The following is a 25697-nucleotide window of genomic DNA, read 5'->3' on the forward strand; positions in this document are numbered from 1 at the left end:
CGTAAGTTGAACCGGTACTAGTTACCAGGCAGCCGCTGCTATCATCCAGGAAATGAATCAATATCACAATGGCTTTCAGCGACATTGAGCTGCGCGAGTTTCAGCCGCCCCCGGCGCTGGCCGGGTTCGTGGAAAGCTTCTGGATGCTGGTAAACCACGCCGACGCCGCGCAGCCGATGGTGCTCATTCCCGATGGGAGGATTGACGTGTTTTTTACAAATACTGCGCCCGAAGGCTACCAGGTGACGTTGCGCGGACTCGATACCCAGCCCAGCGCGCAGGTCATTCCGCCGCACCGGCCCGTGTTTGCCATTAGCCTGAAACTGCTGGCAGCGGAATACCTGCTGCCCGTGCGGCTGGCCGGCTTGCTGGAAAGCGGCTGCCCGTTACCGTCCGACTACCTGGGCCTGAGTGCGGCCGACTTGCGCGATTTCGACGGTTTCTGCGCCAAGGCTGCAACGACTATTGCGCAGCAAATGCCCGCCGAATTAGATGCCCGGAAGCGCAAGCTTTTCGAGCAGCTTTACGCCAGCAATGGCGCTCTGACCGTGGAAGCCCTGGCCAAAGCGGCGGGCTGGAGCAGCCGGCAAATCAACCGGTACTTCACCCAGCAATTTGGCCTTTCGCTGAAGGCTTACGCCAACATTCTGCGGTTTCGGGCCTCGCTGCCGCAGCTTAAGGCCGGCCGGCTTTTCCCTGAAGAAAATTTCGCCGACCAAGCCCATTTCATACGCGAAATCAAAAAGTACGCGGGCGTGGTGCCTAAAGAACTGGCCCGCAACCAGGACGACCGATTTATACAATTATCGGCTTTGCCCGGAAAATAATTTTGTGCTGAACTTACGAAACCCGTTCAGCCATGTTATTGCAACACAAACAAGTAGCCATTGTGGGCGGCGGCCCCGGCGGCCTCACCCTGGCCCGCCTGCTCCAGCAGCAAGGCGCCGCCGTGCGCGTATACGAGCGCGACCGCAGCCGCCGCGAGCGGGTGCAGGGCGGCACCCTCGACCTGCACGACGAATCGGGCCTGGCCGCCCTGCGCGCCGCGGGCCTGCTCGACGCCTTCCGGGCCCACTACCGCCCCGGTGCCGACCTCCTGCGCCTGACCGATAAACACGCCACCGTAGCCCTCGACCAGCACGCCGATGCCTCCGCCGACACGTTCGGCGACGCGGCGTTCCGGCCCGAAATCGACCGCGGCCCCTTGCGCGACATTCTGCTCGACTCGCTGCAGCCCGGCACGGTGGTGTGGGATAGCCAGCTGCTGGCGGTGCAGCCGCTGGGCGCCGGCTGGCAGCTCACGTTCCAGGGCGGCGCCACGGCCACGGCGGATATCCTCATCGGAGCCGACGGGGCTAACTCCAAAATCCGCCCCCTGCTCACGCCCATTCGGCCCTTTTACTCGGGCGTGACCATAGTGGAGGGCACCGTGTACGACTCGGCGCAAAACGCGCCCCAGCTGCACGCGCTGACGAAGGGCGGAAAAATCTTTGCGCTTGATGATGCAAAAACCTTGGTGGTAAGCGCCAAAGGTGACGGCAGCCTGACCTTCTACACCGGCTGCAAAATGCCCGAAACTTGGGCGCGCGACAGCGGCATCGACTTCGCCGACGCGGCCGAAGTGCGGGCCTGGTTCCGGCAGGGGTTTGCGGGCTGGGATGAAATCTGGCAGGAGCTGTTCGCCAGCGAAACCACCCGTTGTGTGCCGCGGCCGCAGTACTGCATGCCCCTCGACCAAACCTGGCCCGCCCAGCCCAATCTCACGATGCTCGGCGACGCGGCCCACCTCATGCCGCCTTACGCCGGCGAAGGCGTGAACATGGCCATGCTCGACGCCCTGGAGTTAAGCGAGTACTTGACCAGCGAGCTGTTCCCAACCATGCAGGCAGCCATTGCCCACTACGAGCAGGACATGCGCCAGCGTGCCTCGGCAGTAGCCCAGGAAACCCTGGAGCAGACCGAGCGGCTGCACGCGCCGGGAGCGCTGGGATACCTGGTGGAGCTATTTGGGGCGCCGCATGGCTCCAAGATGTAACGATGAGAGTAACTTATACAAGCGCAGCCGAGGCCTATCGCGTGCAGCAGCAACCCCTAATAATTGGATTGCTAGCCCAAGCGAGATACCTCGGCTGCGTTTGGCTTGGCGTTATTTATCCACTTCAGCTAAACCGGTAACCGTACCTTTGCGCGCACCTACACCCTTCTTGCCTCGCGTTATTTTTAAGCTCACCCCACCCTGAGAATAGGCCCCAAACCCTAGTGCCGCCGCTTCCCGCCGGAAGCGTGCGGCTTTTCTTTTGCCTTTTTCTCCGCTATTAATGTCTTCGCTTTCCGCTTATTTCTCGCAATACAAAGCCAATCCTAAAAACGAAATTCTCGCCGGCCTTACCACCGCACTGGCCCTGGTGCCCGAGGTGGTGGCCTTTGCGCTGCTGGCCCATATCAGCCCGCTGGTGGGCATTGGGTCGGCATTTGTCATCTGCTTAATCACAAGTGTATTCGGCGGGCGGCCGGGCATGATTTCCGGCGCGGCCGGTTCGGTAGCGGTGGTCATCGTGGCGCTGGTGGAGCAGCACGGGGCCGAATACTTGTTTCTGGCCGTGGCTCTCATGGGTCTGATTCAAATTGCCATCGGGTTGCTGAAGCTGGGCAAGTTCATTCGGCTGGTGCCGCAGCCGGTGGTGTATGGCTTCGTGAATGGCCTGGCCGTCATCATCTTCATGGCGCAGCTGGAGCAGTTCAAGGTGCGCGACGCGGCCGGGGCCGAGCACTGGCTCACCGGTAACGCATTGCTGCTGATGGCGGGGCTGGTGGCCCTCACGATGGCCATTGTGTACTTCCTGCCGCGCCTCACGAAGGCAGTACCGGCCTCGCTGGTGGCCATCGTCGTCACGTCGGCGCTGGTGATTTTCGGCGGGCTGCAAACCAAAGCGGTGGGCGACATTGCCTCCATCGCGGGCGGGCTGCCCAGCCTGCACTTGCCGCAGGTGCCCTTCACCTGGGCCACGTTCGCGCTGGTGCTTCCCTACGCCTTCATTATGGCGCTGGTGGGCCTCACCGAAAGCCTGCTCACCCTCACGGTGGTGGACGAAATGACCGATACCCGCGGCCGCGGCAACCAGGACTGCGTGGCCCAGGGCTTGGCCAACGTGGCCTCGGGCCTGACCGGCGGCATGGGCGGCTGCGCCATGATTGGCCAGACGATGGTCAACCTCGAATCGAGGGGGCGCGGGCGGCTATCGGGCGTGGTGGCGGCGGTGGCGCTGGCTTTGTTCGTGGTGGTGGGCGCGCCCGTGATTGAGCGGCTGCCGCTGGCCGCGCTGGTGGGCGTAATGTTCATGGTGGTCATCGGCACGTTTGAGTGGGCCAGCCTGCGCATCCTGCGCCGCATGCCCCGCACCGACGTGCTGGTGATGCTACTCGTGACGCTGGTCACGGCCATTTCGCAGAACCTGGCGCTGGCCGTGCTGCTGGGCGTGGTGGTGTCGGCCCTGGCCTTTGCCTGGGAAAACGCCAAGCGCATCCGCGCCCGCCACCACCTCGACGCGGCCGGCGTGAAGCACTACGAAATCTACGGCCCGCTCTTTTTCGGCTCCGTCCAGGCCTTCGGCGAAAAGTTCGACGTAGCCCGCGACCCCGCCGAAGTCATTATCGACTTCCGCGACAGCCGCGTGGCCGATATGTCGGCCATTGACGCCCTGCACAAGCTCACCGAGCGCTACCACCGCGCCGGCAAAACCCTGCACCTGCGTCACCTCAGCCCCGATTGCCGCCAGCTACTCAGCAACGCCGGAGCGCTGATTGAGGTGAACGTTGAGGAGGACCCGCAGTATGCTGTGGTGGGGGAGGAGCGGGCGGGGTGAGCAACTCAGCTAAACATTCCCACCGCATTCTTACTCGGCAGTGCCGTCTTGCCGGTCAGCAGCAAATCCACTTGCCGGGCGGCCTCACGGCCTTCCGAGATGGCCCAGACGACCAGTGACTGGCCGCGGCGCATGTCACCGGCCACGAAGATGTTTGGCTGGTTCGTGATGAAGGTTTTGTCGTCGGCCAGCACGTTGCCGCGTGGGTCCAACGCCAAGTCGGCTCCTAAGCCATCCACGCGAGGGCCGGTGAAGCCCAAGGCCAGTAGCACGCGCTGGCAGGGGATTTCGCGGTCGGAATCGGGCACTTCCTCGAAGCGTATGCGGCGGTCCATGACGTCGGTTTCCCAGGTCACGTCGCTCACGCGCAGGGCGCGGAGGCGGCCGGCCTCATCGGCCAGGAATTCCTTGGTGTTGATGCCCCAGTAGCGCTGGCAGCCTTCTTCGTGCGAGGTGCTGCTGCGGAAAATGTGCGGCTCCTGTGGCCAGGGCGTGTGGGCGGGACGTTCGGTGCCGGGCTGGTGCATGAGGGCAAACTGCGTGACGGACCGCGCCCGCTGGCGGTTGGCCGTACCCACGCAGTCGGAGCCCGTGTCGCCGCTGCCGATGACTACCACGTCCTCGCCTTCCACCCAGATGGGCGCATCGGTCAGCGCCAGCTCGCTCACCCGGCGGTTGTGCTGGGTGAGGTAGTCCATGGCGAAGTGGATGCCCGGCAGCTCACGGCCGGGAATGTTCAGGTCGCGCGGCACGCTGGCCCCGCCAGCCAGCACCACGGCGTCGAAGTCGCGGCGGAGCTGGGTTAGCGGCAGGTCGCGGCCGATTTCGGTGTTGCAGCGGAACATGATGCCGTCCTCCTTCAGCAGGTCGATGCGGCGGTCGATGACCCATTTATCCAGCTTGAAATCGGGGATGCCGTAGCGGAGCAGGCCGCCGGGCCGGTCGTCGCGCTCAAACACTGTGACGCTGTGGCCAGCCCGCGCCAGCTGCGCCGCTGCCGCTAGCCCCGCCGGCCCCGAGCCTACTACGGCCACCGTCTTGCCCGATTTCAGGACCGGCGCGGTGGGCTGCACGTAGCCTTTCGCGAAAGCAATTTCGATGATGTGCTTCTCGATTTCCTCAATGGCGACCGGGCTGCTGTGGATGCTGAGCACGCAGGCCGCCTCGCAGGGCGCGGGGCAGATGCGGCCGGTAAATTCCGGGAAGTTGTTGGTGGCGCCGAGAATCTGGTAGGCATCTTCCCATTTCTCATCGCGCACGGCATCATTGAATTCAGGGATGATGTTGCCTAGCGGACAGCCCGAATGGCAGAACGGAATGCCGCAATCCATGCAGCGGCTGGCCTGCTGGGTGAGCTGGCTTTCGTCGTAGGTGCCCACGAACTCGTGGTTGTGGGCCACTCGTTCCTGCGGCGCGGCTTTGGGCGGCAGCTGGCGGGCGAATTCTTTGAAACCGGTGGGGTTGGGCATGTTGACTGATTATTTTAATGGCGCAGACGTGGGCCTCACCCCCTGACCCCCTCTCCGATGGATAGGGGGAACCGGTTATGCGCTGTTTGTAGTCGACTGGCACCCCTCTCCCCGGGAGAGGGGCCGGGGGTGAGGCACCACATGAGGGCATTACCTCACCTCCGCATACCGTGCCTTTTGCAGCACCTTCTTATACTCGCTCGGAAACACCTTCACGAACTTCCCGGCTTCCTCCGGCCAGTTTCCCAGCAGGAACGCGCCGACCTAGCTGCCCGTCAGTTCCACGTGTTGCCGCAGCAGCTCCTGAATCTGGTCCTCGTCGTCGGCGTCGAGCGGGTCGAGTTCCACCATTTCGGGGTTGCAATTGGTTGGGAACGTGCCGTTAGGGTCGTAGACCCAGGCAATGCCGCCGCTCATGCCGGCTGCGAAGTTGCGGCCCGTCTGGCCTAGGATAAGGGCACGGCCGCCCGTCATGTACTCGCAGCCGTGGTCGCCCACGCCTTCCACCACGGCGGTGGCACCGGAGTTGCGCACGGCAAACCGCTCGCCAGCCTGGCCGCGCACAAACAGCGCGCCGGAGGTGGCCCCGTACAGCGCCACGTTGCCGATGATGATGTTTTGCTCAGGCACGAAGTGGGCGGCGGGGGAGGGGAAGATGGCTAGCTGTGCGCCGCTTAGGCCCTTGCCCACGTAGTCGTTGGCCTCGCCTTCGAGCGAGAACGAAAGCCCCGCTACGCTGAACGCCCCGAAGCTCTGGCCCGCCGAGCCACGGAAGCGGTAGTTAATCGTGTTGGCGGGCAGGCCGGCAGCATGGTAGCGCTTGGCAATCTCATTGGAAAGCAGCGTGCCGATGGTGCGGTCAATGTTCTGCACCTCGAACTCGGCGAAAACCGGCGTTTGCTCATTCAGGGCCGGTTGGGCGTGGTCGAGCAGCTGCCAGTCCAGAATGCCGTGGATGCCGTGGTCCTGCGCCTCGCTGTTGTAGAGCGTGCCGCCGGAGATGTTCACGGCGGGGTGCAGCATGTCGGCGAGGTTGAGGTGGCGGGCTTTCCAGTGGGTGATGCCCTCGCGCACTTTCAGGAATTCAGGGCGGCCCACCATCTCATTGATGGTGCGGAAACCCAGCTCAGCCATGATTTCGCGCAGCTCCTCGGCCAGGAAGCGGAACAGGTTCACGATGTGCTCGGGCTGGCCGGTAAAGAGCTTGCGCAGCTCGGGGTCTTGGGTGGCCACGCCCACGGGGCAGGTGTTGAGGTGGCATTTGCGCATCATCACGCAGCCGCCGGCCACCAGCGCGGCGGTTGCCACACCCCATTCTTCGGCCCCCAGCAGGGCGGCCACGGCTAGGTCGCGGCCGGTTTTCAGTTGGCCGTCGGCTTGCAGCACGACGCGGCTGCGGAGCTGGTTGCGCACAAGTGTCTGGTGGGCTTCGGCCAGGCCCAGCTCCCAGGGCAGGCCGGCGTGCTTGATGGAGCTGATGGGCGAGGCACCTGTGCCACCGTCGTAGCCGGCAATGAGAATGACGTCGGCGTGGGCCTTGGCGACACCGGCCGCGATGGTGCCCACGCCCGCCTTGCTCACCAGCTTCACGTTGATGCGGGCGGCGCGGTTGGCGTTTTTCAGGTCGAAGATGAGCTGGGCCAGGTCTTCGATGGAGTAGATGTCGTGGTGGGGCGGGGGCGAAATCAGGCCGACGCCGGTCGTGGCGTGGCGCACTTTGGCAATCCACTCGTCCACCTTGTGGCCGGGCAATTGGCCGCCCTCACCGGGCTTGGCGCCCTGGGCCATCTTGATTTGCAGCTCGTCGGCGTTGGTGAGGTAGTGCGCGGTCACGCCGAAGCGGGCCGAAGCCACCTGCTTGATGGCCGAGCGCATGGAGTCGCCGTTGGGCATCTGCTCGTAGCGCAGTGGGTCTTCGCCGCCCTCGCCGGTGTTGCTTTTGCCGCCAATGCGGTTCATGGCAATGGCCAGCGTGCTGTGCGCCTCGTGCGAAATCGAGCCAAACGACATGGCCCCAGTCGCAAACCGCCGCATAATGCCCTCGGCCGGCTCCACTTCGTCGAGTGAAATCGGGTCGCGGTGGCGGGCAAAACCCAGCAGGCCGCGCAGGGTAAACATGCGCTCCGGCTGCTCGTTCACCAACTTCGCATACCGCTGATAGGTAGCGTAATTGTTGGTGCGCGTCGCTAGTTGCAGCAGGTGCACGGTTTCGGGGTTGAACATGTGCGCCTCACCGCGCCGCCGCCAGTGGTAGAGGCCGCCGTCGGGCAGCAGTGTTTGCTCCTCGGGAGTGGTGCTCTTAAATCCCTGAAAATGCTTGTACAGCGTTTCACGGGCTATTTCATCTAATCCCAGCCCGCCGATTCGCGTTACCGCGCCGCAGAAATAGGCGTCCACCACGGCTTGGTTCAGCCCCAGAATCTCAAACACCTGCGCGCCGTGGTAGCTCTGCAGGGTGGAAATCCCCATTTTCGAGAAAATCTTCAGCAGGCCGTCGCACACGGCTTTGATGTAGTTGTAGGTCAGTTGCGACTGGTCGAGCGAGGTGTTCAAGTGGCCCGCCTCGCGCATGGTCCGCACCGTGGAAAGTGCCAGGTAGGGGTTGATGGCCGTGGCCCCGAACGACAGCAAGCAGGCGAAATGGTGCACTTCCCACACGTCGCCGGCCTCTACCACCAAGCCCACCGAACCCCGGCAGCCGAGCTTGATGAGGTGGTGATGCACGGCCGAAACCGCCAGCAGTGAGGGAATGGGCGCGTGCAAAGAGTCCACCGCGCGGTCTGACAAAATCAACACTTCAAACCCGTCGTGCACCGCGTCTTCGGCGTAGCGGCAGAGGCGGGCGAGGCCATCTTCGAGGGCGCCGGGCTTGCCATCGGCCCGGAAATAGGTTTGCAAGGTTTTGGCATTGAACATGCCGGTGTCGATGCTGCGCAGCTTCTCCAGCTCGTGGTTGCTGAGGATGGGCTGGCGCAGGGCCACGCAATGGCAGTGGTGCTTGTCCTCGTCCAGAATGTTGCCGTTGTTGCCCAGGAAAGTAGCCAGGCTCATCACCAGCCGCTCCCGAATGGGGTCGATGGGCGGGTTGGTGACCTGCGCGAAAAACTGCTTGAAGTAGCTGCTCAGGTGCTGCGGCTGGTCAGAAAGCACGGCCAGCGGCACGTCCACGCCCATCGAGCCGATGGGCTCCTTGCCGTCCAGCGCCATGGGCGTGATGAGCACGTCGATGTCTTCGCGGGTATAGCCGAATACCTGGTGGTACTTGAAAACCGCATCGGCCGCCAAATCCGTGAACATCTGGCGCGGCTCGGGCAGCTCTTCGAGGCGAATCTGGTACTCGTTGAGCCAGGCGCCGTAGGGTTGGCGGCCGGCGGCCTGGGTTTTCAGCTCCTCGTCGGTGATGATGCGGCCGGCCACGGTATCCACCAGCAGCATCTTGCCGGGCTGCAGGCGGCCTTTCTGCACCACGGTGGCGGGGTCGATGTGGAGCACGCCGGCCTCGGAAGCGACGAGCACGCGGCCGTCGGTGGTTTCGAGGTAGCGCAGCGGGCGCAGGCCGTTGCGGTCGAGCATGGCCCCAATCTGCTGGCCGTCGGTGAAAATGAGGGCGGCCGGGCCGTCCCAGGGCTCCATAAAGGTGGCGTGGAACTCGTAGAAGGCTTTTTTGAGCGGGTCCATCTGGGTGTTGCCGTCCCAGGCTTCGGGCACCAGCATCATCATCACGTGCGGCAGCGGGCGGCCCGAGTGCAGCAGGATTTCCACCACGTTGTCGAGGCAGGCCGAGTCCGACTGCCCGGCATCGACCACCGGCAGCAGCATGTCCATCTCCTCCGCCGAGAAGTAGGGCGATACGTAACTGCGTAAGCCCGCATAAAACCAGTTCAGGTTGCCGCGCAGCGTATTAATCTCGCCATTGTGCGCCAGAAACCGGAACGGCTGGGCCAGCTTCCAGCTCGGAAATGTGTTGGTGGAAAACCGCGAATGCACCAGCCCGAACGCCGACGTCACCCGCTCGTCGCTGAGGTCGGGGAAGTAGCCGCGCACCTGGTAGGTAGTCAACTGGCCTTTGTAGACAATGGTTTTGCAGGAAAGCGAGGCGAAGTAGAATACCTCCATCGCCGCCGGCACCGTCTCGCGCACCGTCTTAAAAATCAAGCGACGCAGCACGTAGAGCTTGCGCTCGAAGTCCTCCTGATTCGTAATACCCGCCGGGCGGCCGAAGAACACCTGCTCCATCACCGGTTCGGCCGCCAGCGCCGTGGGGCCAATGCCGGTCGGGTTCACCGGCACGGGCCGGTAGCCCAGCAGCGGAAATCCCAGCCGCGCGGCGGCTCCATTGATTGCTTCGCGGCAGTCTTCGCGCAGCTTTTCATCCTTGGGCAAAAAGCCCATGCCCACGCCGTAGCTGCCCGGCTCGGGCAGGCGAATATCCAGCGCCACGCACTCCTGCAGCAGAAACCAATGCGGAATCTGGATGAGCAGCCCGGCCCCGTCGCCGGAGTCGGAATCACAGCCGCAGGCGCCGCGGTGCTCCATGTTTTCCAGCATGGCCAGCGCGTCGGTAATCGTCTGATGCGTTTTGCGGCCGTTGAGGGAGGTGATGAAACCAGTCCCGCAGGCATCGTGTTCAAATTCGGGGCGGTAGAGGCCCTGAGGAGCAGTGGAGGAGGGTGGCGGGCTGTTGAATGTCATAGCAGAGGGGCGTGGTCATTTACAAGGAACAGAGTCAGAGCGGGAAAGGAAATGGCGGAGTACGTGAGTTTACTATTTCTGAATAAGGGATATTTAGTAGTATATGGTTGGTATTTAGTGTTTTGATTCAAGTGGTTGTACGATGTCAAAACGTGCCGCCTGACGCCGGAACCTCACCCCCGGCCCCTCTCCTTAGGGAGAGGGGAGCAGGACATTATCTATCAGAAGCATTTCCGCTGTCTCCTTCCCCAAGGAGAGGGGCCGGGAGTGAGGTTCTCTCCCGCGCATCGTCAGTCCGCAAGCAACTGTAAGTTAAAAGCGCTTTTTTCCGGATTGAACTGCGACTTCAAGGAGAATGAGTTGCTTTTTTGGAATAGTTCAGAGCACCCTGAAATCAGCAGGGCTCAAACGTTTTCAGAAATAACTATTCACAAGTCCCCCACCCAATACAAGGTCTGCTTCCCCTTTTATTCGCTTCCGGAGCTGGAACGGGGCATGTTTTCGAGCCCAATCATCTGCCGGCCGTAGCAACCGGGGAGTGGGGGAGACCCGAGGCAGCAGATGAGACGTTCACGATGCCGCGAAGTACGACCCTGGCGCGCACCGGACAATAGTGCCCAGCCCGCCGCGTTTCCGCAATTGCGGCCGGCCACGTACTTTAGAGCCTTGTCGTGCTTTGGGTTATGCAGAATTATTACCGCGTATTGGGCGTGAGCCTCACGGCCACGGCCGGGCAAATAGAGCAGGCCTACCTTGCCCAGCGCACCCGCCTGCGCCGCCTGGCCGCCGACCCCGCCATGCAGGCCCGCCTTGCCGAAGTAGAAGCTGGCTACGGCATCATTGGCCACCCGCGCCGCCGCATGGCCTACGATGTGCTGCTGGCCCAGCAACCGGCCGAAGCTGCGCTGCCGCCCCACCACTACGCCGCCGAGGCGCGCTGGTACCACTACGCCCGCATCGCCCGTAGCCTCAACGTGGCGCTGCTGGCCTGCTGCCTGCTGCTGGGCCTCGACTGGGCCCTGCCGCTGCGCCAGTACGCCCACGAAACCGTGCAAAGCCGCTTTCCGGTATCGGTGCCCTCGGCGCTGTCGGCCCCCGAGGTGGCCTACCGCGTGCACACGGCGCACACCAGCTTCCGGCTGCCCAGCGCCATCGGTCACCGCGTGCGCACCGGCCAGACCATTACTGTGTGGCAAACGCCCATCCTAGGCATCGTGCTGCGCATCAGCGCGCCCGCATCGCCCGACGGCCCGGCCCCATTTCAGCCCTACGGCGGTACCATCTACGGCGTTTTTTTCCTACTGCCGCTGCTGTTGGCGGTGGTAGCAGGCGTGGGGGCCTGGCCCGGTCATTCGCCCGAAACCTACGTGAATACCGCTGCCGTGGGCGGGCTGCTGACCATTCTGACGCTTGTTGTGCTGCTCTGTTTCTAAGGCCTAAGCCCCGCCGCCAGTCCCGTGCCGCATATCAAATGCCGCAGCAATCCGTAAGCGAGAGCCGGGGTGCCCGCCCGGCCCCGCCGCCCGTTTCATATCCCATTCTTCATCGATTCCTCCGTTCATGGATTTTACCACTGCCCCTTCCCAGGACCTGCTGTTTGACGCCGCCCGGCGCGGCGACGTGCCCGCCCTGCGCGACCTGCTGGCCGCCGGCCTCGCCGTTGATGCGGCCAACCCCAAAGGTTTCACGCCCCTCATTCTGGCGGCCTACGACAACCACCCCGATGCCACCGCCTTCCTGCTCGATGCCGGAGCCAACCCCAACGCGCAGGACGTCAGCGGCAACACCGCCCTGATGGGCGTCAGCTTCAAAGGCTACCCCGGCATTGCCCGGCAACTCATTGCCCACGGGGCCGGCCTTAACCTGCAAAACGCCAACGGCGGCACCGCCCTCATGTTTGCCACGATGTTTGGCCGCAACGAGCTGGTACAGTTGCTCCTCGATGCCGGGGCCGACCGCACCATCGCCGACGCGCGGGGCCTCACCGCCCTGCACCTGGCCGGCCAGCAGGGCAACGCGCAAGCCTGGGCCCTGCTGGGCGGCGAGGCGCAGGAGGCCCAGTAGCCCAACCGAATTCACCGCATCCCCCACTGCACCAACCGCTCTGGCCCCGCCCCCCATGCCCACCGGCTTGTTGGCGGGGCTTTTGCGTAGCCGCGCCCGGCAATTCGCATAACCGGCTTGCCAGAAATTTCTACTTGAAATAGTGCATTTGTTAATATGGCTGGATTTAACCGGAAATTATAAATATTGGTTGAAAGCCTGAAATGTGATGTTGGGGCTATTGGTTTGATTTGTATGTATTTTGTCTTTTATTTGCCTTTAAATAAATGCCGATGGCAAACGGCAGCTATTCGCCGGTACGGTCTTATTTATAAATTAAGTAAGATGGGCAAACGTTTGTCTTCTGTGATTTATGGACCATTCGCTCGGAAAAAATCAATTGATGTAAACAGATTTATGGTCTGTTTAAGCCGCTCATTCATCGTTTTTAGCTGAAAACGATTGCGGCTGGGCCCATCAGGAAATTTTCACGCGCACCTGCTTTGCAAACAACCATTCGCTTCACCAAAATCCCACCGCTTATGCTGCTCTCTACTCTGCTTGTCGTTACGCAATTGCTGGCTGCTGGCTCGTCGCCGACTCCGAAAGCCAACCCTGGCCCGGCCGCTGCTTTGGTGGCGCCGGCCGTAGCGGGCCGCGTCACCAACGAAGTGGGGGTGCCGCTGCCGGGCGTGTTTGTGGCGGTGCAGGGCACTCCCCAGGCCACCAGCACCAACGCCGCCGGCGACTTCCTGCTGGCCCTCACGGGCACCAAATCCGTGCTGCTGTTCAAGTGCCAGGGCTACCGCGACCAGACGCTGGCCGTAGCCGCTGGCAATTCGCTGACCGTAAAAATGCAGTCGCTCACCAAAGCCGTGGCCCCGCCGGCCGGCCCGGTGCCCGTGGCCCCGGCTCCCGAAGCCGAGGCCGCTAACGCCAACACAGTGCTCAAGTTTTCGGAGGTGCTGCCGTCCTTCCCGGGCGGGGAGTCGGCCTACTACGCCTTCGTGCGTCAAACGGCCCATTTCCCCGAAGAAGCCCTCAAGCAGGGCCTGTCGGGCACGGTGTACGTGAGCTTTGTGGTCGACCAGCAGGGCCGCATCGTGGACGCGGAAGTAGCCAAGGGCTGCGGCCACGGCTTCGATGAAGAAGCCCTGCGCGTGATTCGCCTCATGCCCTGGTGGACGCCCGGCCTGGTAGCCGGCAAGCCCGTGCGCGTGGCCCGCACCATGTCGGTGCCGTTCCTGTTCCGCTCACGCGACTAACGCTGGCGGCGGAATCAGGCCATTTGCAGGGCCGCGAGGGCTAGCAGCGCGGGCACGGTTTGCACCAATATAATGCGCTTGCCGGCCGTAAAGCCGCCGTAAATGCCGGCCACGGCCACGCAGCCCAGAAAAAACGCGCCCACGTTGCGGTGCCAGGCCGGGTCCGTTATCAGCAGCGCCCAGACGAGGCCGGCGGCCAGGAAGCCGTTGTAGAGGCCCTGGTTGGCGGCCAGCACTTTGGTGGGCGCAAATAGCTCGGGGCGCAGCGAACGGAAGGTTTTGGGGCCCCGGGTAGTCCAGGCAAACATCTCCAGCCACAGAATGTAGGCGTGGATGAGGGCCACCAGGCCGATGAGCAGTTGGCTGAGCAGGTGCATGGCAACGCGGGAAAGATGTGACGCCCCGGTCCGCTGCAGCAGCCGGCCGGGACGCACAAGGTAAGGCCCACGCCGTGCTAATGCTGCACCGTCACCTGCTGGGTAGTGGTTTTGCCCTGGGCCGCTACCCGCAGCACGTACAAGCCATCGGGCAGGGCCGAAGTATCGAAATGAACATCGGCCGCGGCGGGCTGAATAGTGCGGCTGGCTACCGGGGTGCCTTGGTGGTCGTAGAGCGTGGCCTGGCCGGCCTCGGCCTGGCCGTCGAGCCGCAGGATGAGCTGGTTTTGGGCAGGGTTGGGGAAAAGGTTTAGCGTGGTTGTGCGAAAGTCGTTGTCGTGGCTTCCGCTGCGGCCGGGCTGGTGGCTGCCGTAGCGGGCCAGGTAGCCTTGCGTGGCCGCGTTGCTGCGGGCCAGCGCCCCGAAGTGGCAGCTGCCCGTGAAAGAGCCGGTGGTGTACACATTGTTCTCATCATCGATGGCAATGCCGCTGCCGCCGCTGGTGCCGGGGCCGCCCACCAGCTCCTGCCATTGCACGCGGCCGTTCGCATTGAGTCGGGTTAGATAGGACTGCGGCCCGGCGCTGCCCGTCACGAATACCTTCCGCGACTGCTGGTCGACCGCCACCCCTTTCACCGAGGTATTCACGGCCGTGGCCCAGTCTATGTCGCCGGTCGCATCGTAGCGGGCCACGTAGCCGGTGGGGGTGGTGCTGGTGAGGGTGAGGCCGTTGCCGAAGTCGGCCGTGCCCACAAAATCCCCGCCGATGCAGGCATCGCCCCGCCGGTCAATGGCCAGGGCCCCGCCCCAGGTATTGCTGGGCACGTTTCGGCCCCACTGCACCTGCCCGGTGCCCGAGTCGAACAGCGCCAGGTAATCAGATTCCACGGCGTTGGTCACCGTCACGCCATCCAGCCGCCAGCCGCCGCCGCTGTGCCCGCTCAGGTAGCAGTGGCCGGCGTTGTCCACGGCCACGCCCAGCGCAAAGCTGGAGCCCGACGACCCCCGGATGCTCGTTAGCGCCCGGGCCCAGCGCACCTGGCCGTTGCGGTCGTAGCTCGCCAAAATGCCGTCGCGCCGATGCGACCCGAGGTAGAGGGCGTCGGCCACCACGTAGCCGCCCGTCACGTCGCCACTGATGTAACTGTTGCCCGCCCGGTCTACGGCCACGCCCATGCCGTGGCTGGCCCCGTAGGCCCCGCCCTGGCTGCCGTGGGCTTGCTTCACCCAGCGCACGCGGCCGTTGGCCCCGCATTTTACCAGCATCACAGTGTAGCCAAAATTCTCGTCAATGGCCCCCACCGTCTGGCCCCCGGTGTAGGTGATGGTGCCGTGCAGCCGGCCGCTGACGTAGGTATTGCCGTCGTCATCCACGGCAATGCCGGTGGTGTTGCTGCCTTCTTCGGCCCCTTCCAGCTTGGTCACGCGCAGCACCTGGCCCTGGGGGCTGAGCTTGGCAATGTAGAGGCAGCGGCCGGGCAGGCTGCTGCTGATGGTGGTGCCGCCCAGCTGCGTGGAGCCGCCCACGAAGCTACCCGTAACGTAGGCGTTGCCGGCCGCATCAGCAGCCACGGCGGCCACGCCGGCGGGGGCGGGCAAGGCATAGGTCCAGGCGGTGGGCTGAGCCCAGGCCCCGAGGCCCACAAATAGCAAAACGGAGAGAAGGAAGTGTTTCATAGGGTAGCGGGATTGTGGGAATTGTGGGAAAATGAGAGGGAATGATTGGTAGACCGTCCCGCCTTGCTCCAGGGTATCCTTCAGCAGCACAGCCAACGGCCCGGCGGCACCACCAGGGCCGGGCGACACGATTCTACCCTAAACTTAGAAAGGAATTTTATAGAATCATATAAATAATATATTTGATTTTAATGTAGATACAGCGGTTGCCGGATGCATCGCCGCCGGTTGCTTACATTTGGAAGCAGGTGGGGTCCTTTTCACATTTCCCCCATCTACCCAATTACTTATGCGTAACACTACTGTTTTTCGGGCCCGGTGGGCCCGCCTGGGAATGCTGGTGGCCGCTGGCCTGCTGGTTGCGCCCGCCGCCCGCGCCCAAACCAATCCCGCCTGGGCCAGCGTGCAGCGTAGCACTTCGCCCAATGGCAGCTTCGGCGGCGGGCTCGGCCTGGCCGTGGCGGCCGATGGCAGCTGCTACGCAACCGGGAGCTACAGCGGCACCCTCACGCTAGGCTCCACCGTCCTCGCAGCCGGCTCCGGGGCGGCGCACTTTTTTCTGGCCAAGTACAGTGCCACCGGCAGCGTGCTCTGGGCGCGTTCGGTAGAGGGCAGCGTGGCCAATTCCCTCAACTGCCGCGTGGCGGTAGATGGGGCGGGCAATGCCTTTATCGCGGGTTTCTTCACGGGCACCGTTACGGTGGGCGGCACCACGCTCACCGACGCGACTCCCGACTCCTTCTTGGCCAAGTTTGATGCCCAGGGTCAGCTGCAGTGGGTGCGCCAAGGCGGGGCCGGCACCTCCGCCGGCAGCTTGGCCACCGATGCCAGTGGCAACGTGGCCGTGGTCGGATATGCCAACACGGCCGTCACGTTTGGCGGGCCGGCCGTGGCGGGCACGGGCGTGTTCTATTACAAATTCTCCCCAGCTGGCGGCATCCTGCAAAGCCGCTTCATCGGTACCGGTGGCTGGCTCGATAACACCCGGGCCCTGGCCCTGGATGCCGCCGGCAATGCCTACCTCGTGGGAGCGTTCAGCGGCACCGTGCAGTTCGGCCCCGCCACGGTGACCAGCCTGATGAGTTCCCTGGACGTTTACCTGTGCAAGCTCGATGCCACCGGCACCCCCGTTTGGACGGCGTCGCTGGGCGGGGCCGCCGATGACACCGCTGGCGGCGTAGCCGTGGATGCCAGCGGCTCGGCCGTGGTGTGTGCCAGCAGCGTATATGTGGAACCCGGGAGCGGGGTGGGCGGCCCCTTCGGCAGCACCCTGTACCTGGCCCGCTTCACTCCCCAGGGCGCGCCGCTGTGGGAGCGACGCATCAACCCCAGCGGCGCGGCCAACGGCCCGGGCACCAATTCCGGCCCCAGCCTAGCCTTCGGCGTGGCCTACGACGGGCGCGGTGGCTGCTACATCGCCGGCCGCCTGCGCGGCACGGCCACCTTCGGGGCTACCACCCTCTACGCCCTCAACCCGCAGCTATTTGTGGTGCGCTACGATGGCCAGGGCAATGCCGTATGGGCCAGCCAGAGCGTGGGCGCCACCTCCACCCCCGGCATCGATGGTTCCAGTGCCAACGGCATCGGGACCGATGCGGCCGGCAATGCCTACCTCGTGGGCTCGGTGGGGGGTACCGTCGCATTCGGGCCCCTAGTCACGGCACCCAGCACGGGCTCGTCCGATGTCTTTGTAGCTACGCTCACGCCCGGCAGCGTGCTCACGGCGGCCCGCCCGGCGGCAGCGGGCTTGGTGCTGGCGGCTTACCCCAACCCGGCCAGTGGCAGCGTCACGCTGCGGCTGCCGGTGGGCGGCGGCCAGTTGGCCGTGCTCGATGCCGTGGGCCGCACCGTGCGCCAGCAGGCGCTGCCCGCCACAGCCGGCGACTGCCCAGTGCCGCTAACCGGGCTGGCCCCCGGCCTCTACCAACTGCGCGCCACGCTGGGCAACGGCCAGCCCGCCACCGCCCCGCTGCTCGTGCGATAGATTAAGAGCGTTCCGATACCCCGGCCCAACCGCCCCAGGTGGCTGGACCGGGGGCAGATACTCATGATGTTATATTTGAGAGCGGGCAGCAGCGGCAGTCAGAACTTCCTTTCCACATAATTTCCAGCAGCATGAAAATTTCTACTTCTCTAGGGGTTGGATTCGGTTTACTGGTGGCCTTCGGGCTGACCATTCCCGCCGCCCACGCCCAAACGGCCCCTGCCTGGGACACCGTGCAGCGCACTTCCTCGCCCAACGCCACCAGCTACGGCGTGGGCCGCAGCATTGCGCTGGCTGCCGATGGCAGCCGCTACATCACCGGCGAATTTGTCGGCCCGCTTACCCTGGGCACGTTCACCCTCACGCCGGGGGCCGGCTCCGCGCACCAGTTTCTGGCCAAGTACAACGCGGCTGGGGCAGTGTTGTGGGCCATCCAACTCGATGGCGGCGGCAGCGCCTACACCATTCATGTGGCCACCGATGCGGCCGGCAATGCTTACCTGGTGGGTACGTTTTCTTCCGCCGTCACGTTCAGCGGTACTACCCTCACCCCGGTGGGAAATAACCCGGATTCGTACCTGGCGAAATTCGACCCACAAGGCACCATGCAGTGGGTGCGCCAGGGTGGCAGCGGCACCTGGGCCACCAGCATCGCCACCGATGCCAGCGGCAACGTGGCCGTGGCCGGCTATTCGGACACCGCCGCTGCCTTTGGTGGAGCACCCCTGGCGGGCTCCGGCATGTGCTACTACAAATTTTCGCCGGCCGGCACCATCCTGCAGGCCCGGCGGGTGGCCACGGCCCAGGGCACTTTTACTACAGAAATGGCCTTGGCGTTGGACGGGGCTGGCAATGCCTACCTCGCAGGCGGATTTATTGGTACTACCACCTTCGGCTCCCTGACCCTGACCAGCGGCGGCGGGTATTACTATGGTTTTCTCTGCAAGCTCGATGCCACCGGTACCCCCGTCTGGGTGCGGCGCACGGGAGGCGCCAACGGCGGCACCGCCAATGCCGTGGCCGTAGATGCCGCCGGCAACCCCGTGGTGGGCAGCAGCACCGGGTACGTGGACTATGTGGGCAGCACATTGTTTGTCGACCAGTTCACAGCCCAGGGCAGCCCGGTGTGGTCGCAAACCATTGGGCCGCTCTACACTGGCTACGGCAGCAGCGCGACGGGCATCAGCCTCATTAGCGGCGTGGCGTATGACGGGCGCGGCGGCTGCTTCGTCACGGGCCAGCTTGCGGGCACCACTATGGTGGGCGCCACCCGGCTCTCGGCCACCGCGGGCCCGCAGGCGTTTGTGGTGCGCTACGATGGCCAAGGCAACTCGGTATGGGCCACCCAAACCCTAGGCAGTGGCATCAACACCGCCACCGCCGCTGGCATCGCGGCCGATGCCAGCGGCCGGATGCACGTCGTGGGTTCGGCAGTGGGCACCATCGCGTTCGGGGCGCTATCCACCACGGCCGCCGCGGGCCGGGCCGATGTCTTTGTAGCTACGCTCACGCCCGGCAGCGTGCTCACGGCGGCCCGCCCGGCGGCGGGCTTGGTGCTGGCGGCTTACCCCAACCCGGCCAGTGGCAGCGTCACGCTGCGGCTGCCGGTGGGCGGCGGCCAGTTGGCCGTACTCGATGCCGTGGGCCGCACCGTGCGCCAGCAGGCGCTGCCCGCCACGGCCGGCGACTGCCCGGTGCCGCTAACCGGGCTGGCCCCCGGCCTCTACCAACTGCGCGCCATACTGGGCAACGGCCAGCCCGCCACGGCCCCGCTGCTCGTGCGCTAGGCGCAGTTTCGCTTTAACAAAAAAGGCCCGGACGCTGCATTCCGGGCCTTTTTTGTGGAAAGTAATGCGGCTTGGAGAATCACCGCGATTTCGACGCGCACTGGCGTATCGCTGTCGTTGAACACCACCAGCCACTGGCCGTCGGGCCCCAGGGCCTTGGCCGTGGTGTCAAGTTCGCTGGTGCTGGTGGTGAGGGAGAAGTGGGCGTGGGCACGCAAAAGGCCCGCCTGGTGGGGCGGGCCTTCGTTTAGCTGGGGATAACGGCTGTTTCTAAAGAGGCTTTTGCAGCCCCCGCTGCTCCTGTTCCGGGGCCAGGGGGCGCAGGGCGTTGGGGCGGCTTTGAGGCGGTCGAGGGCGGCGAAGAGGGGCATGAATGGAGGTTTACAGAATGACAGAAACATCAACCTTTGTCATAATAGCAACAGAAAAATGCCCGCGAGTCTTGCTCAAAATAACGGCTATTTCTGCGGGTAAATCTGACAGCATCAACGGGTGCTGAGGACGTGCTATTAATTGGTAGAAAGTGTCAAGGCGAGCCTCGAGACGGGTTTTGTCAAATGAAAAAAGACCGCGCCGCGCATAATGAAGGAAGGAATCATATCGAACTCCCTTCTCTTGTTTGATACTAGCAATTACCTGCACTTTATCGGCTTGTAGTGTCTCAGGTAGACGATTGAAATGTTCTGCAATTAGGGCTAGTTCCTCTTTTGAAGCTGCAACTGAAGTAGGTAGCACTCCACCAGCCGAAGCAAAATGAAGAATGTAGCCGTCCGCACCAACTGCAAACCAGTCGAAGTCAGACACCTCTTGGTCAATGTCAGAAATCTCCATAACTCTTGGAATACCTACTCCCCCAGCTTCGCCAGAATCTCCAGCGCGGCCGTGGCGATGACCGTGCCGGGGCCGTACACGCCGGCCACGCCAGCATCGTAGAGGAACTGGTAGTCCTGGGCGGGGATGACGCCGCCGGCAATCACCAGAATATCTTCGCGGCCGAGCTGCCGCAGCTCCGCCAGCAACTGGGGGAGCAGGGTTTTGTGTCCTGCCGCGAGGCTGCTCACGCCCACCACGTGCACGTCGTTGTCGGCGGCCTGGCGGGCTACTTCGGCGGGGGTTTGGAAGAGGGGGGCAATGTCGACGTCGAAGCCGACATCGGCGAAGCTGGTGGCGATGATTTTGGCGCCGCGGTCGTGGCCGTCCTGGCCCATTTTGGCCACCAGCATGCGGGGGCGGCGGCCTTCACGGGCGGCAAATTCCTCGGCCGCCGCGCGGGCCTGCTCGAAGGCTTCGTTGTGGCTCATCTCCTGCGAATACACGCCGGCCACGGTGCGCGTGGTAGCTTGGTGGCGGCCAAACTGCGCCTCCAGGGCATCGGAGATTTCGCCGAGGGTGGCGCGGGCGCGGGCGGCGGTCACGGCCAGGGCCAGGAGGTTGTGGGCGTCCTTGTCGGCATCGGCGGCCAGGTCGGCGAGGCGGACTCCTGCCGCTTCGGTGAGGGCGGCCAGGGCCACTTTCACGGCCACGTTGTCGCGGGTGGCGCGGATGGTTTTGAGGCGGGCAATCTGGCTTTCGCGCACCGCGTCGTTGTCGATGTCGAGCACTTCGACCTCCGTTTTCTCGGTGGTCTGGTACTTGTTCACGCCCACGATGATTTCTTTGCCTGAGTCGATGCGGGCCTGCTTGCGGGCGGCGGCTTCCTCGATGCGCAGCTTGGGCAGGCCGGTTTCGATGGCCTTGGCCATGCCGCCCAGCCCTTCCACTTCCTGAATGAGGGCCCAGGCGCGGTCGGCCAGCTCGTGGGTCAGGGTTTCGACGTAGTAGCTGCCGCCCCAGGGGTCCACCACTTTGGTCACGTCGGTTTCGTGCTGGAGATAGAGCTGGGTGTTGCGGGCAATGCGGGCCGAGAAGTCGGTGGGCAGGGCAATGGCCTCGTCGAGGGCGTTGGTGTGCAGGCTCTGGGTGCCGCCGAGCACGGCCGCGAGGGCCTCGATGGCGGTGCGGGCCACGTTGTTGTAGGGGTCCTGCTCGGTGAGGGAGTAGCCCGAGGTCTGGCAGTGGGTGCGCAGGGCTAGGCTTTTGGGGTTGGTGGGGTTGAACTGCTGGATGAGCTTGGCCCAGAGCAGGCGGCCAGCCCGCAGCTTGGCAATCTCCATGAAGTGGTTCATGCCGATGGCCCAGAAGAAGCTCAGGCGCGGCGCAAACTCGTCAATCTTCATGCCCGCCGCAAGGCCGGCGCGCACGTATTCCAGGCCGTCGGCAAGAGTATAGGCCAGCTCCAGGTCGGCGGTAGCGCCGGCTTCCTGCATGTGGTAGCCCGAGATGCTGATGCTGTTGAACTTGGGCATTTTCGCCGCCGTGTAGCTGAAGATGTCGGCAATGATGCGCATGCTCGGCGCGGGCGGGTAGATGTAGGTGTTGCGCACCATGAACTCCTTCAGAATGTCGTTCTGAATGGTGCCGGCCAGCTTTTCGGGCGGCACGCCCTGCTCCTCGGCCGCCACAATGTAGAAGGCCAGCACGGGCAGCACGGCCCCGTTCATGGTCATGGAAACCGACATTTCTCCCAGCGGAATCTGGTCGAAGAGGATTTTCATGTCTTCCACCGAGTCGATGGCCACGCCGGCCTTGCCCACGTCGCCCTGCACGCGAGGGTGGTCCGAATCGTAGCCCCGGTGAGTGGCCAGGTCGAAGGCCACGCTCAGCCCTTTCTGCCCGCCGGCCAGGTTGCGGCGGTAAAACGCGTTCGATTCCTCGGCCGTGCTGAAGCCGGCGTACTGCCGGATGGTCCACGGGTTTTGGGTGTACATGCTGGCGTAGGGGCCGCGCAGGTAGGGCGCCTGCCCCGCACCAAAGCCCAGGTGGTCGAGGTGGGCCACATCCTCCGGCCCGTACACGGGCTTGATGGCAATGCCCTCGGGCGTGAGCGTGGCAGCCGTTTCGGGCGCGGCCGGAGCAGCGGGAGCCGGGGCGGCGTTGTAGGGAATCGAAGAGAAGTCGGGCTTCATAGGTGGGATGGCGGCGGGCCGTCTGTCATTGCGAGTGGAGCGCAGCGGAACGCGGCACCCGAAGGACAGCGTAGCTAATCCTTACCTCTCAAATGCGACCAGCCTGATAATGTGAAAAGCTTAGCTCTCGGGTTGTTAAAGTTTGTTGCTAAAGAATGTGTCTGGCATTGATAGGACGGATTGCCGCGGCCTGCGGCCTCGCAATGACAGACACATTCTAGCGGCCTTGCAAACGGGCCAGTACTTCCTCCGTGGAGTAGCCCTGCACCTTCATTTCCTGGAAGCCGAACACGCGCACGGCCTCGTGCAGGGTGGCTAGGTCGGAGGTGAGCAGGGCCGGGGGAATGAAGTGCTGCTTTTCGGTCGGAATCTGGTAGATGAAGCGGGCAAATTTCTGGAACTGGTCCAGGGTGGCATACATCAGCGTCGCTTCCTCGGCCGAGGAATAGAGCAGCGACAGCGTGCCAGCTGGGTGGCTGGCGGCCAGCTCGGGCCGCTCGTGTTCCTGCAGGGTCTGGAGGAAGTTTTCTAGGATAACCTGGTTGGTGTTGGCCCCCAGCAGCACCACGGCGGCGCGCTTGCTCTTGCGGTCGCGGCGCTCGAAGTGCATAGCCGTAGCTAGGCGCAGCACTTCGGTGGGATAGGCGGCGCGCGTCACGTCGAAATCGGCGGAGCGCAGCAGCTTCTTGGGGTGGAAATGGAATTGCTCGTTCTTGTTCTGGAAGCGGTTGGTACCCACAATCACCTGCTGGCCGCTGGCAATGCGCCGGAAGGTTTCCGTGGCCACGGCCTTGATATCTTCGATGAGCTGGCCGCGCATGGCCGGCAGCCCGCCCTGCGCTTCGGTGCGCTGAAACAGCGTCCAGGCCTCCTGGGCCAGCTGGTCAGTGAGGGTTTCGAGGTAGTAGGAGCCGGCGGCGGGGTCCTGCACGCGGCCCAGGCCGGCCTCTTCGCGCAGCAGCACCGAGAGGTTGCGCGCCAGTCGGGCCGAAAACTCGTTGGCCTCGGCAAACAGGCAGTCGAACGGGGCCACGGCCAGCGAATCGGCCCCGCCCAGCACGGCGCTCATGGCCTCGGTGGTGTGGCGCAGCAGGTTGGTGTGGGCGTCGAGGGTGGTCTGCGTCCAAGTGGCCGTCATGGCGTGGATGCGCAGGTTCGCGTTCAGCTCGGCCGGCAGGCAGAAGCCGTGCAGCAGCGTGGCCCATAGCCGACGCAGGGCACGCAGCTTGGCTATTTCGAGGAAGTAGCCGGGCATGATGGCTACGTGCAGGTGAATGGCGGCAGCTACTTCGGCGGCCGTGGTTTCGGCGTCGGGCAGCTCGGCCAGCAGGGCCGCGGCAGTGTTCAAACTAAAGGCAATCTGCTGGGAAGCCGTAGCGCCCCGGTTGCCGAAAAAGGCTCCGTTCACGGCCAGGGCGCGGAAATCGGGCATGCCAGTGGTCAGGCGCACGCAGCGGCGCAGGGCGGCGCGGTAGTCGGCCAGCTCGGCGCCCTCGGGCACGGGGCCGGGCGCGAAGCGCATGAACCCGCGCAGGGCGGTGCCGGGCGCGGCTTCTACCAGCTGGCTCAGGAGCTCGTCGGGGGCGGCCAGCACGGTGTAGCCCACGAAGGTGCTGGCCAGCGGCAGCTGCTCGGCCAGGTAGTGCACGGCTAGGGCCGGCACATCATGAATAATGAAGTGGATGCCGTCGGCCCCGTTGGTCAAGGCATTGGCCGCCTGGTCAATCTGAGCGCGGCCGTCGGTACCCCGGGGCACGGTCAGGGCCGGCACATTGAGCCAGGGCGCGAGGGGGTGGGGCAGGGGCGCGGGCGGGCCGCCGAGTGCCGCAAGTGCTTCGCGGTGGTAGAAGGGCTCCAGGCTGAAGCCGTCGGGCAGGGGCCAGCGCAGCGTGGCCGGGTCCTGGCCCTTGAGCTCGCGCGTGAGGCGGGCCTGCCACTCGGCAGTGGTGACGGCCGGAAATTCGGCGAAGGAAACGGGCGCGGCCGTGGGGGTATCGGACATAGGAGGAAAGCGGTTTTGGGGTCGGTAGAAGGGGTGGGTTCTGCCACTACGCGCCTTAGCCAAAACAGGCCGAAAGATACCGCATGTCCCCCAAAGCCATCGGGCTCCGTCCTGCCCGCCCGCCCACCTGGGCCGGCGCAGTAGCTTTGTCGCGCTCTTTTTAATTCCTTTTCGCCTGCCAACCCGCTTCTTATGCCTTCAAAGCTATTCTACCTCCTGCTGAGTATTTGTTGGCTGGGCTGCACCACGGTGGTGCAGGCCCAGTCCGATTTTCGGACAGGCTACATCCTGCCCCTCAGCGGCGATACTGTGCGCGGCCTGGCCGACTACCGCGGCGGAGTGCGCAGTGCCGAGCTCTGCCGCTTCCGGCCAACGGCAGGCGCCGAGGTAGTGGCCTACACCGCTGCTCAGCTGCGGGGCTATGGGTTTGCAGGCGGGCGGCACTACCGCCCGCAGCTGCTGGCGGCCATCGACAGCGTGCAGTACCAGGCCACCCCGCCGCCTCAGCTGGTGTTTATGGAGGTACTGGCTTCGGGGCCGCTCAACCTGTACCAGATGCGCAGCCACACGGGCGTCGACCGGTTTTTTGTTGCTTCGGCAACCCAGGATACTTCCCGCCCAATTACCGAGCTCATTCCGCGCCGCAACCCCGGCTCCGATTATTTAACCCGCGCCTATCTCCACGCCGGCCTGTACCGGGGCGTGCTCACGGGGCTCATGGCCGACTGCCCGGCCGTGCAGATAGCGGTAGCCAGTGTGCCTTTCACGGCCAGCGCCCTCACGGGCATTGTGCAGCGCTACAATGCCTGCCGGACCCCGGCAAGCGCACCTGCTCCCATGCGTTCGATGGCCCGCTCCGGCGAGCGGGTGCGGCTGGGAGTAGTGGCCGGGGTAGAAACAAGCCGTTTGACGGTGACCGGGGCGAGCTTTCTGGAGAAGGGAAATTTTGTGAGCACCCGGCCCGTCGTCGGGCTCGGCCTGACTGTTCCATTCGCCTCAATTAGCGAGAAGCTGAGCTTGCGGGCAGAAATGTTGGTTGAGAACCAACGCTACAGCGATGCATTTATCGGGGGAATCAACTATGGCCCCAGCACCTACGAGCAGGTCCGGCTTAACCTGACGTATCTGCGGGTGCCGCTGCTGCTGCGCTACACCTATCCTACGGGCAAAGTGCGGCCCTTTGCGCAGGCCGGCGTGAGCTATGCCCAACGCCTTCACTTCGATACGGCAGTGCAGCTGGGCCGCACCAACAGCGCCGGTACCGTCGAATACGACACTGCTAAACCATTGGAGGACGCGGCCGGCAGCCTGATGAGCTACGAAATGGGACTGGCGGGCAGTCTGGGGGCACTTCTGCCAGCCATCGCCGGCCGGAGCCTCGCCTTGGAGCTGCGGGCTGAAAGCAGCTCTGGCCTCATAAATGCGTCGGGCATAAAAAGCTCGCAGCAGCGTTATTTTGCACTGCTGAGCTATGATTTGACCAAATAATCGGGGGCGTTTCATACCCGTTTTCAGCCCGCGGCTTGTTGCCATT

The 25697-nt window shown here is 64.2% G+C and carries 16 protein-coding genes and 1 pseudogene; 9 read left to right on the plus strand and 8 right to left on the minus strand.

The window, feature by feature from the left end; translation table 11 throughout:
• Window positions 1-68 precede the first annotated feature (68 nt).
• From I7X13_RS09505 to I7X13_RS09515, 3 genes are all read left to right on the plus strand, one after another.
• Window positions 69-827 (plus strand): helix-turn-helix domain-containing protein, encoded by a 759-nt coding sequence (locus I7X13_RS09505; RefSeq protein ID WP_198067806.1) that lies wholly within the window; start codon window positions 69-71, stop codon window positions 825-827.
• 32 nt (window positions 828-859) lie between these two features.
• Window positions 860-2035, plus strand: a complete 1176-nt coding sequence (locus tag I7X13_RS09510; RefSeq protein ID WP_198075298.1) for an FAD-dependent oxidoreductase — start codon at window positions 860-862, stop codon at window positions 2033-2035.
• Window positions 2036-2318: 283 nt separating this feature from the next.
• Window positions 2319-3863 (plus strand): SulP family inorganic anion transporter, encoded by a 1545-nt coding sequence (locus I7X13_RS09515; protein ID WP_198075299.1) that lies wholly within the window; start codon window positions 2319-2321, stop codon window positions 3861-3863.
• Between the two features lie 5 nt (window positions 3864-3868).
• Here the strand turns inward: I7X13_RS09515 and I7X13_RS09520 are convergent, their stop codons facing one another.
• On the minus strand, window positions 3869-5332 hold the full coding sequence (locus tag I7X13_RS09520) for a glutamate synthase subunit beta (RefSeq protein ID WP_198075300.1): 1464 nt from the start codon (window positions 5330-5332) through the stop codon (window positions 3869-3871).
• A gap of 150 nt (window positions 5333-5482) precedes the next feature.
• Window positions 5483-10024 (minus strand): annotated as a pseudogene (gene gltB, locus I7X13_RS09525) (glutamate synthase large subunit).
• A gap of 683 nt (window positions 10025-10707) precedes the next feature.
• Between gltB and I7X13_RS09530 the strand changes: the two are divergent.
• From I7X13_RS09530 to I7X13_RS09540, 3 genes are all read left to right on the plus strand, one after another.
• Window positions 10708-11457 carry a J domain-containing protein gene (locus I7X13_RS09530; protein ID WP_198075301.1) on the plus strand — a complete coding sequence of 250 codons (750 nt, stop codon included), beginning with the start codon at window positions 10708-10710 and terminating at the stop codon, window positions 11455-11457.
• A gap of 127 nt (window positions 11458-11584) precedes the next feature.
• Window positions 11585-12088, plus strand: coding sequence for an ankyrin repeat domain-containing protein (locus I7X13_RS09535; RefSeq protein WP_198075302.1), 504 nt, complete (start codon window positions 11585-11587; stop codon window positions 12086-12088).
• Window positions 12089-12609: 521 nt separating this feature from the next.
• Entirely contained in the window at window positions 12610-13332 is a 723-nt protein-coding gene (locus I7X13_RS09540) for a TonB family protein (protein ID WP_198075303.1), read from the plus strand.
• A 14-nt stretch (window positions 13333-13346) separates the two neighbouring features.
• Here the strand turns inward: I7X13_RS09540 and I7X13_RS09545 are convergent, their stop codons facing one another.
• Both I7X13_RS09545 and I7X13_RS09550 read right to left on the minus strand, forming a co-directional pair.
• Window positions 13347-13709 (minus strand): DUF1304 domain-containing protein, encoded by a 363-nt coding sequence (locus I7X13_RS09545; protein WP_198067815.1) that lies wholly within the window; start codon window positions 13707-13709, stop codon window positions 13347-13349.
• Window positions 13710-13786: 77 nt separating this feature from the next.
• Entirely contained in the window at window positions 13787-15385 is a 1599-nt protein-coding gene (locus I7X13_RS09550; RefSeq protein ID WP_198075304.1) for a T9SS type A sorting domain-containing protein, read from the minus strand.
• Between the two features lie 289 nt (window positions 15386-15674).
• Between I7X13_RS09550 and I7X13_RS09555 the strand changes: the two genes are divergently transcribed.
• Together I7X13_RS09555 and I7X13_RS09560 are read left to right on the plus strand one after the other, a co-directional pair.
• Window positions 15675-17369, plus strand: coding sequence for a hypothetical protein (locus tag I7X13_RS09555; protein ID WP_198075305.1), 1695 nt, complete (start codon window positions 15675-15677; stop codon window positions 17367-17369).
• 131 nt (window positions 17370-17500) lie between these two features.
• Window positions 17501-19156, plus strand: coding sequence for a hypothetical protein (locus I7X13_RS09560; RefSeq protein ID WP_198075306.1), 1656 nt, complete (start codon window positions 17501-17503; stop codon window positions 19154-19156).
• On the opposite strand, the gene I7X13_RS09565 is transcribed toward I7X13_RS09560, so the two are convergent.
• The 4 genes from I7X13_RS09565 to I7X13_RS09580 all read right to left on the minus strand — a co-directional run bounded on the left by I7X13_RS09565 (window position 19153) and on the right by I7X13_RS09580 (window position 24163).
• A complete protein-coding gene (locus I7X13_RS09565; protein ID WP_198075307.1) occupies window positions 19153-19527 on the minus strand; it encodes a hypothetical protein in 375 nt (124 codons plus the stop codon). The two genes, I7X13_RS09560 and I7X13_RS09565, sit on opposite strands and share 4 nt — an antisense overlap.
• 10 nt (window positions 19528-19537) lie before the next feature.
• On the minus strand, window positions 19538-19987 hold the full coding sequence (locus tag I7X13_RS09570) for a hypothetical protein (RefSeq protein WP_198075308.1): 450 nt from the start codon (window positions 19985-19987) through the stop codon (window positions 19538-19540).
• 14 nt (window positions 19988-20001) lie between these two features.
• Entirely contained in the window at window positions 20002-22161 is a 2160-nt protein-coding gene (gene scpA, locus I7X13_RS09575) for a methylmalonyl-CoA mutase (protein ID WP_198075309.1), read from the minus strand.
• A 217-nt stretch (window positions 22162-22378) separates the two neighbouring features.
• A complete protein-coding gene (locus I7X13_RS09580; RefSeq protein WP_198075310.1) occupies window positions 22379-24163 on the minus strand; it encodes a methylmalonyl-CoA mutase family protein in 1785 nt (594 codons plus the stop codon).
• A gap of 192 nt (window positions 24164-24355) precedes the next feature.
• Here I7X13_RS09580 and I7X13_RS09585 point away from each other — a divergent pair, with 192 nt between their 5' ends.
• Window positions 24356-25651, plus strand: a complete 1296-nt coding sequence (locus I7X13_RS09585; protein WP_198075311.1) for an outer membrane beta-barrel protein — start codon at window positions 24356-24358, stop codon at window positions 25649-25651.
• The last annotated feature ends 46 nt before the right edge of the window (window positions 25652-25697 follow it).

The organism is Hymenobacter negativus, assembly GCF_016056375.1.
Lineage (GTDB): Bacteria > Bacteroidota > Bacteroidia > Cytophagales > Hymenobacteraceae > Hymenobacter > Hymenobacter negativus_A.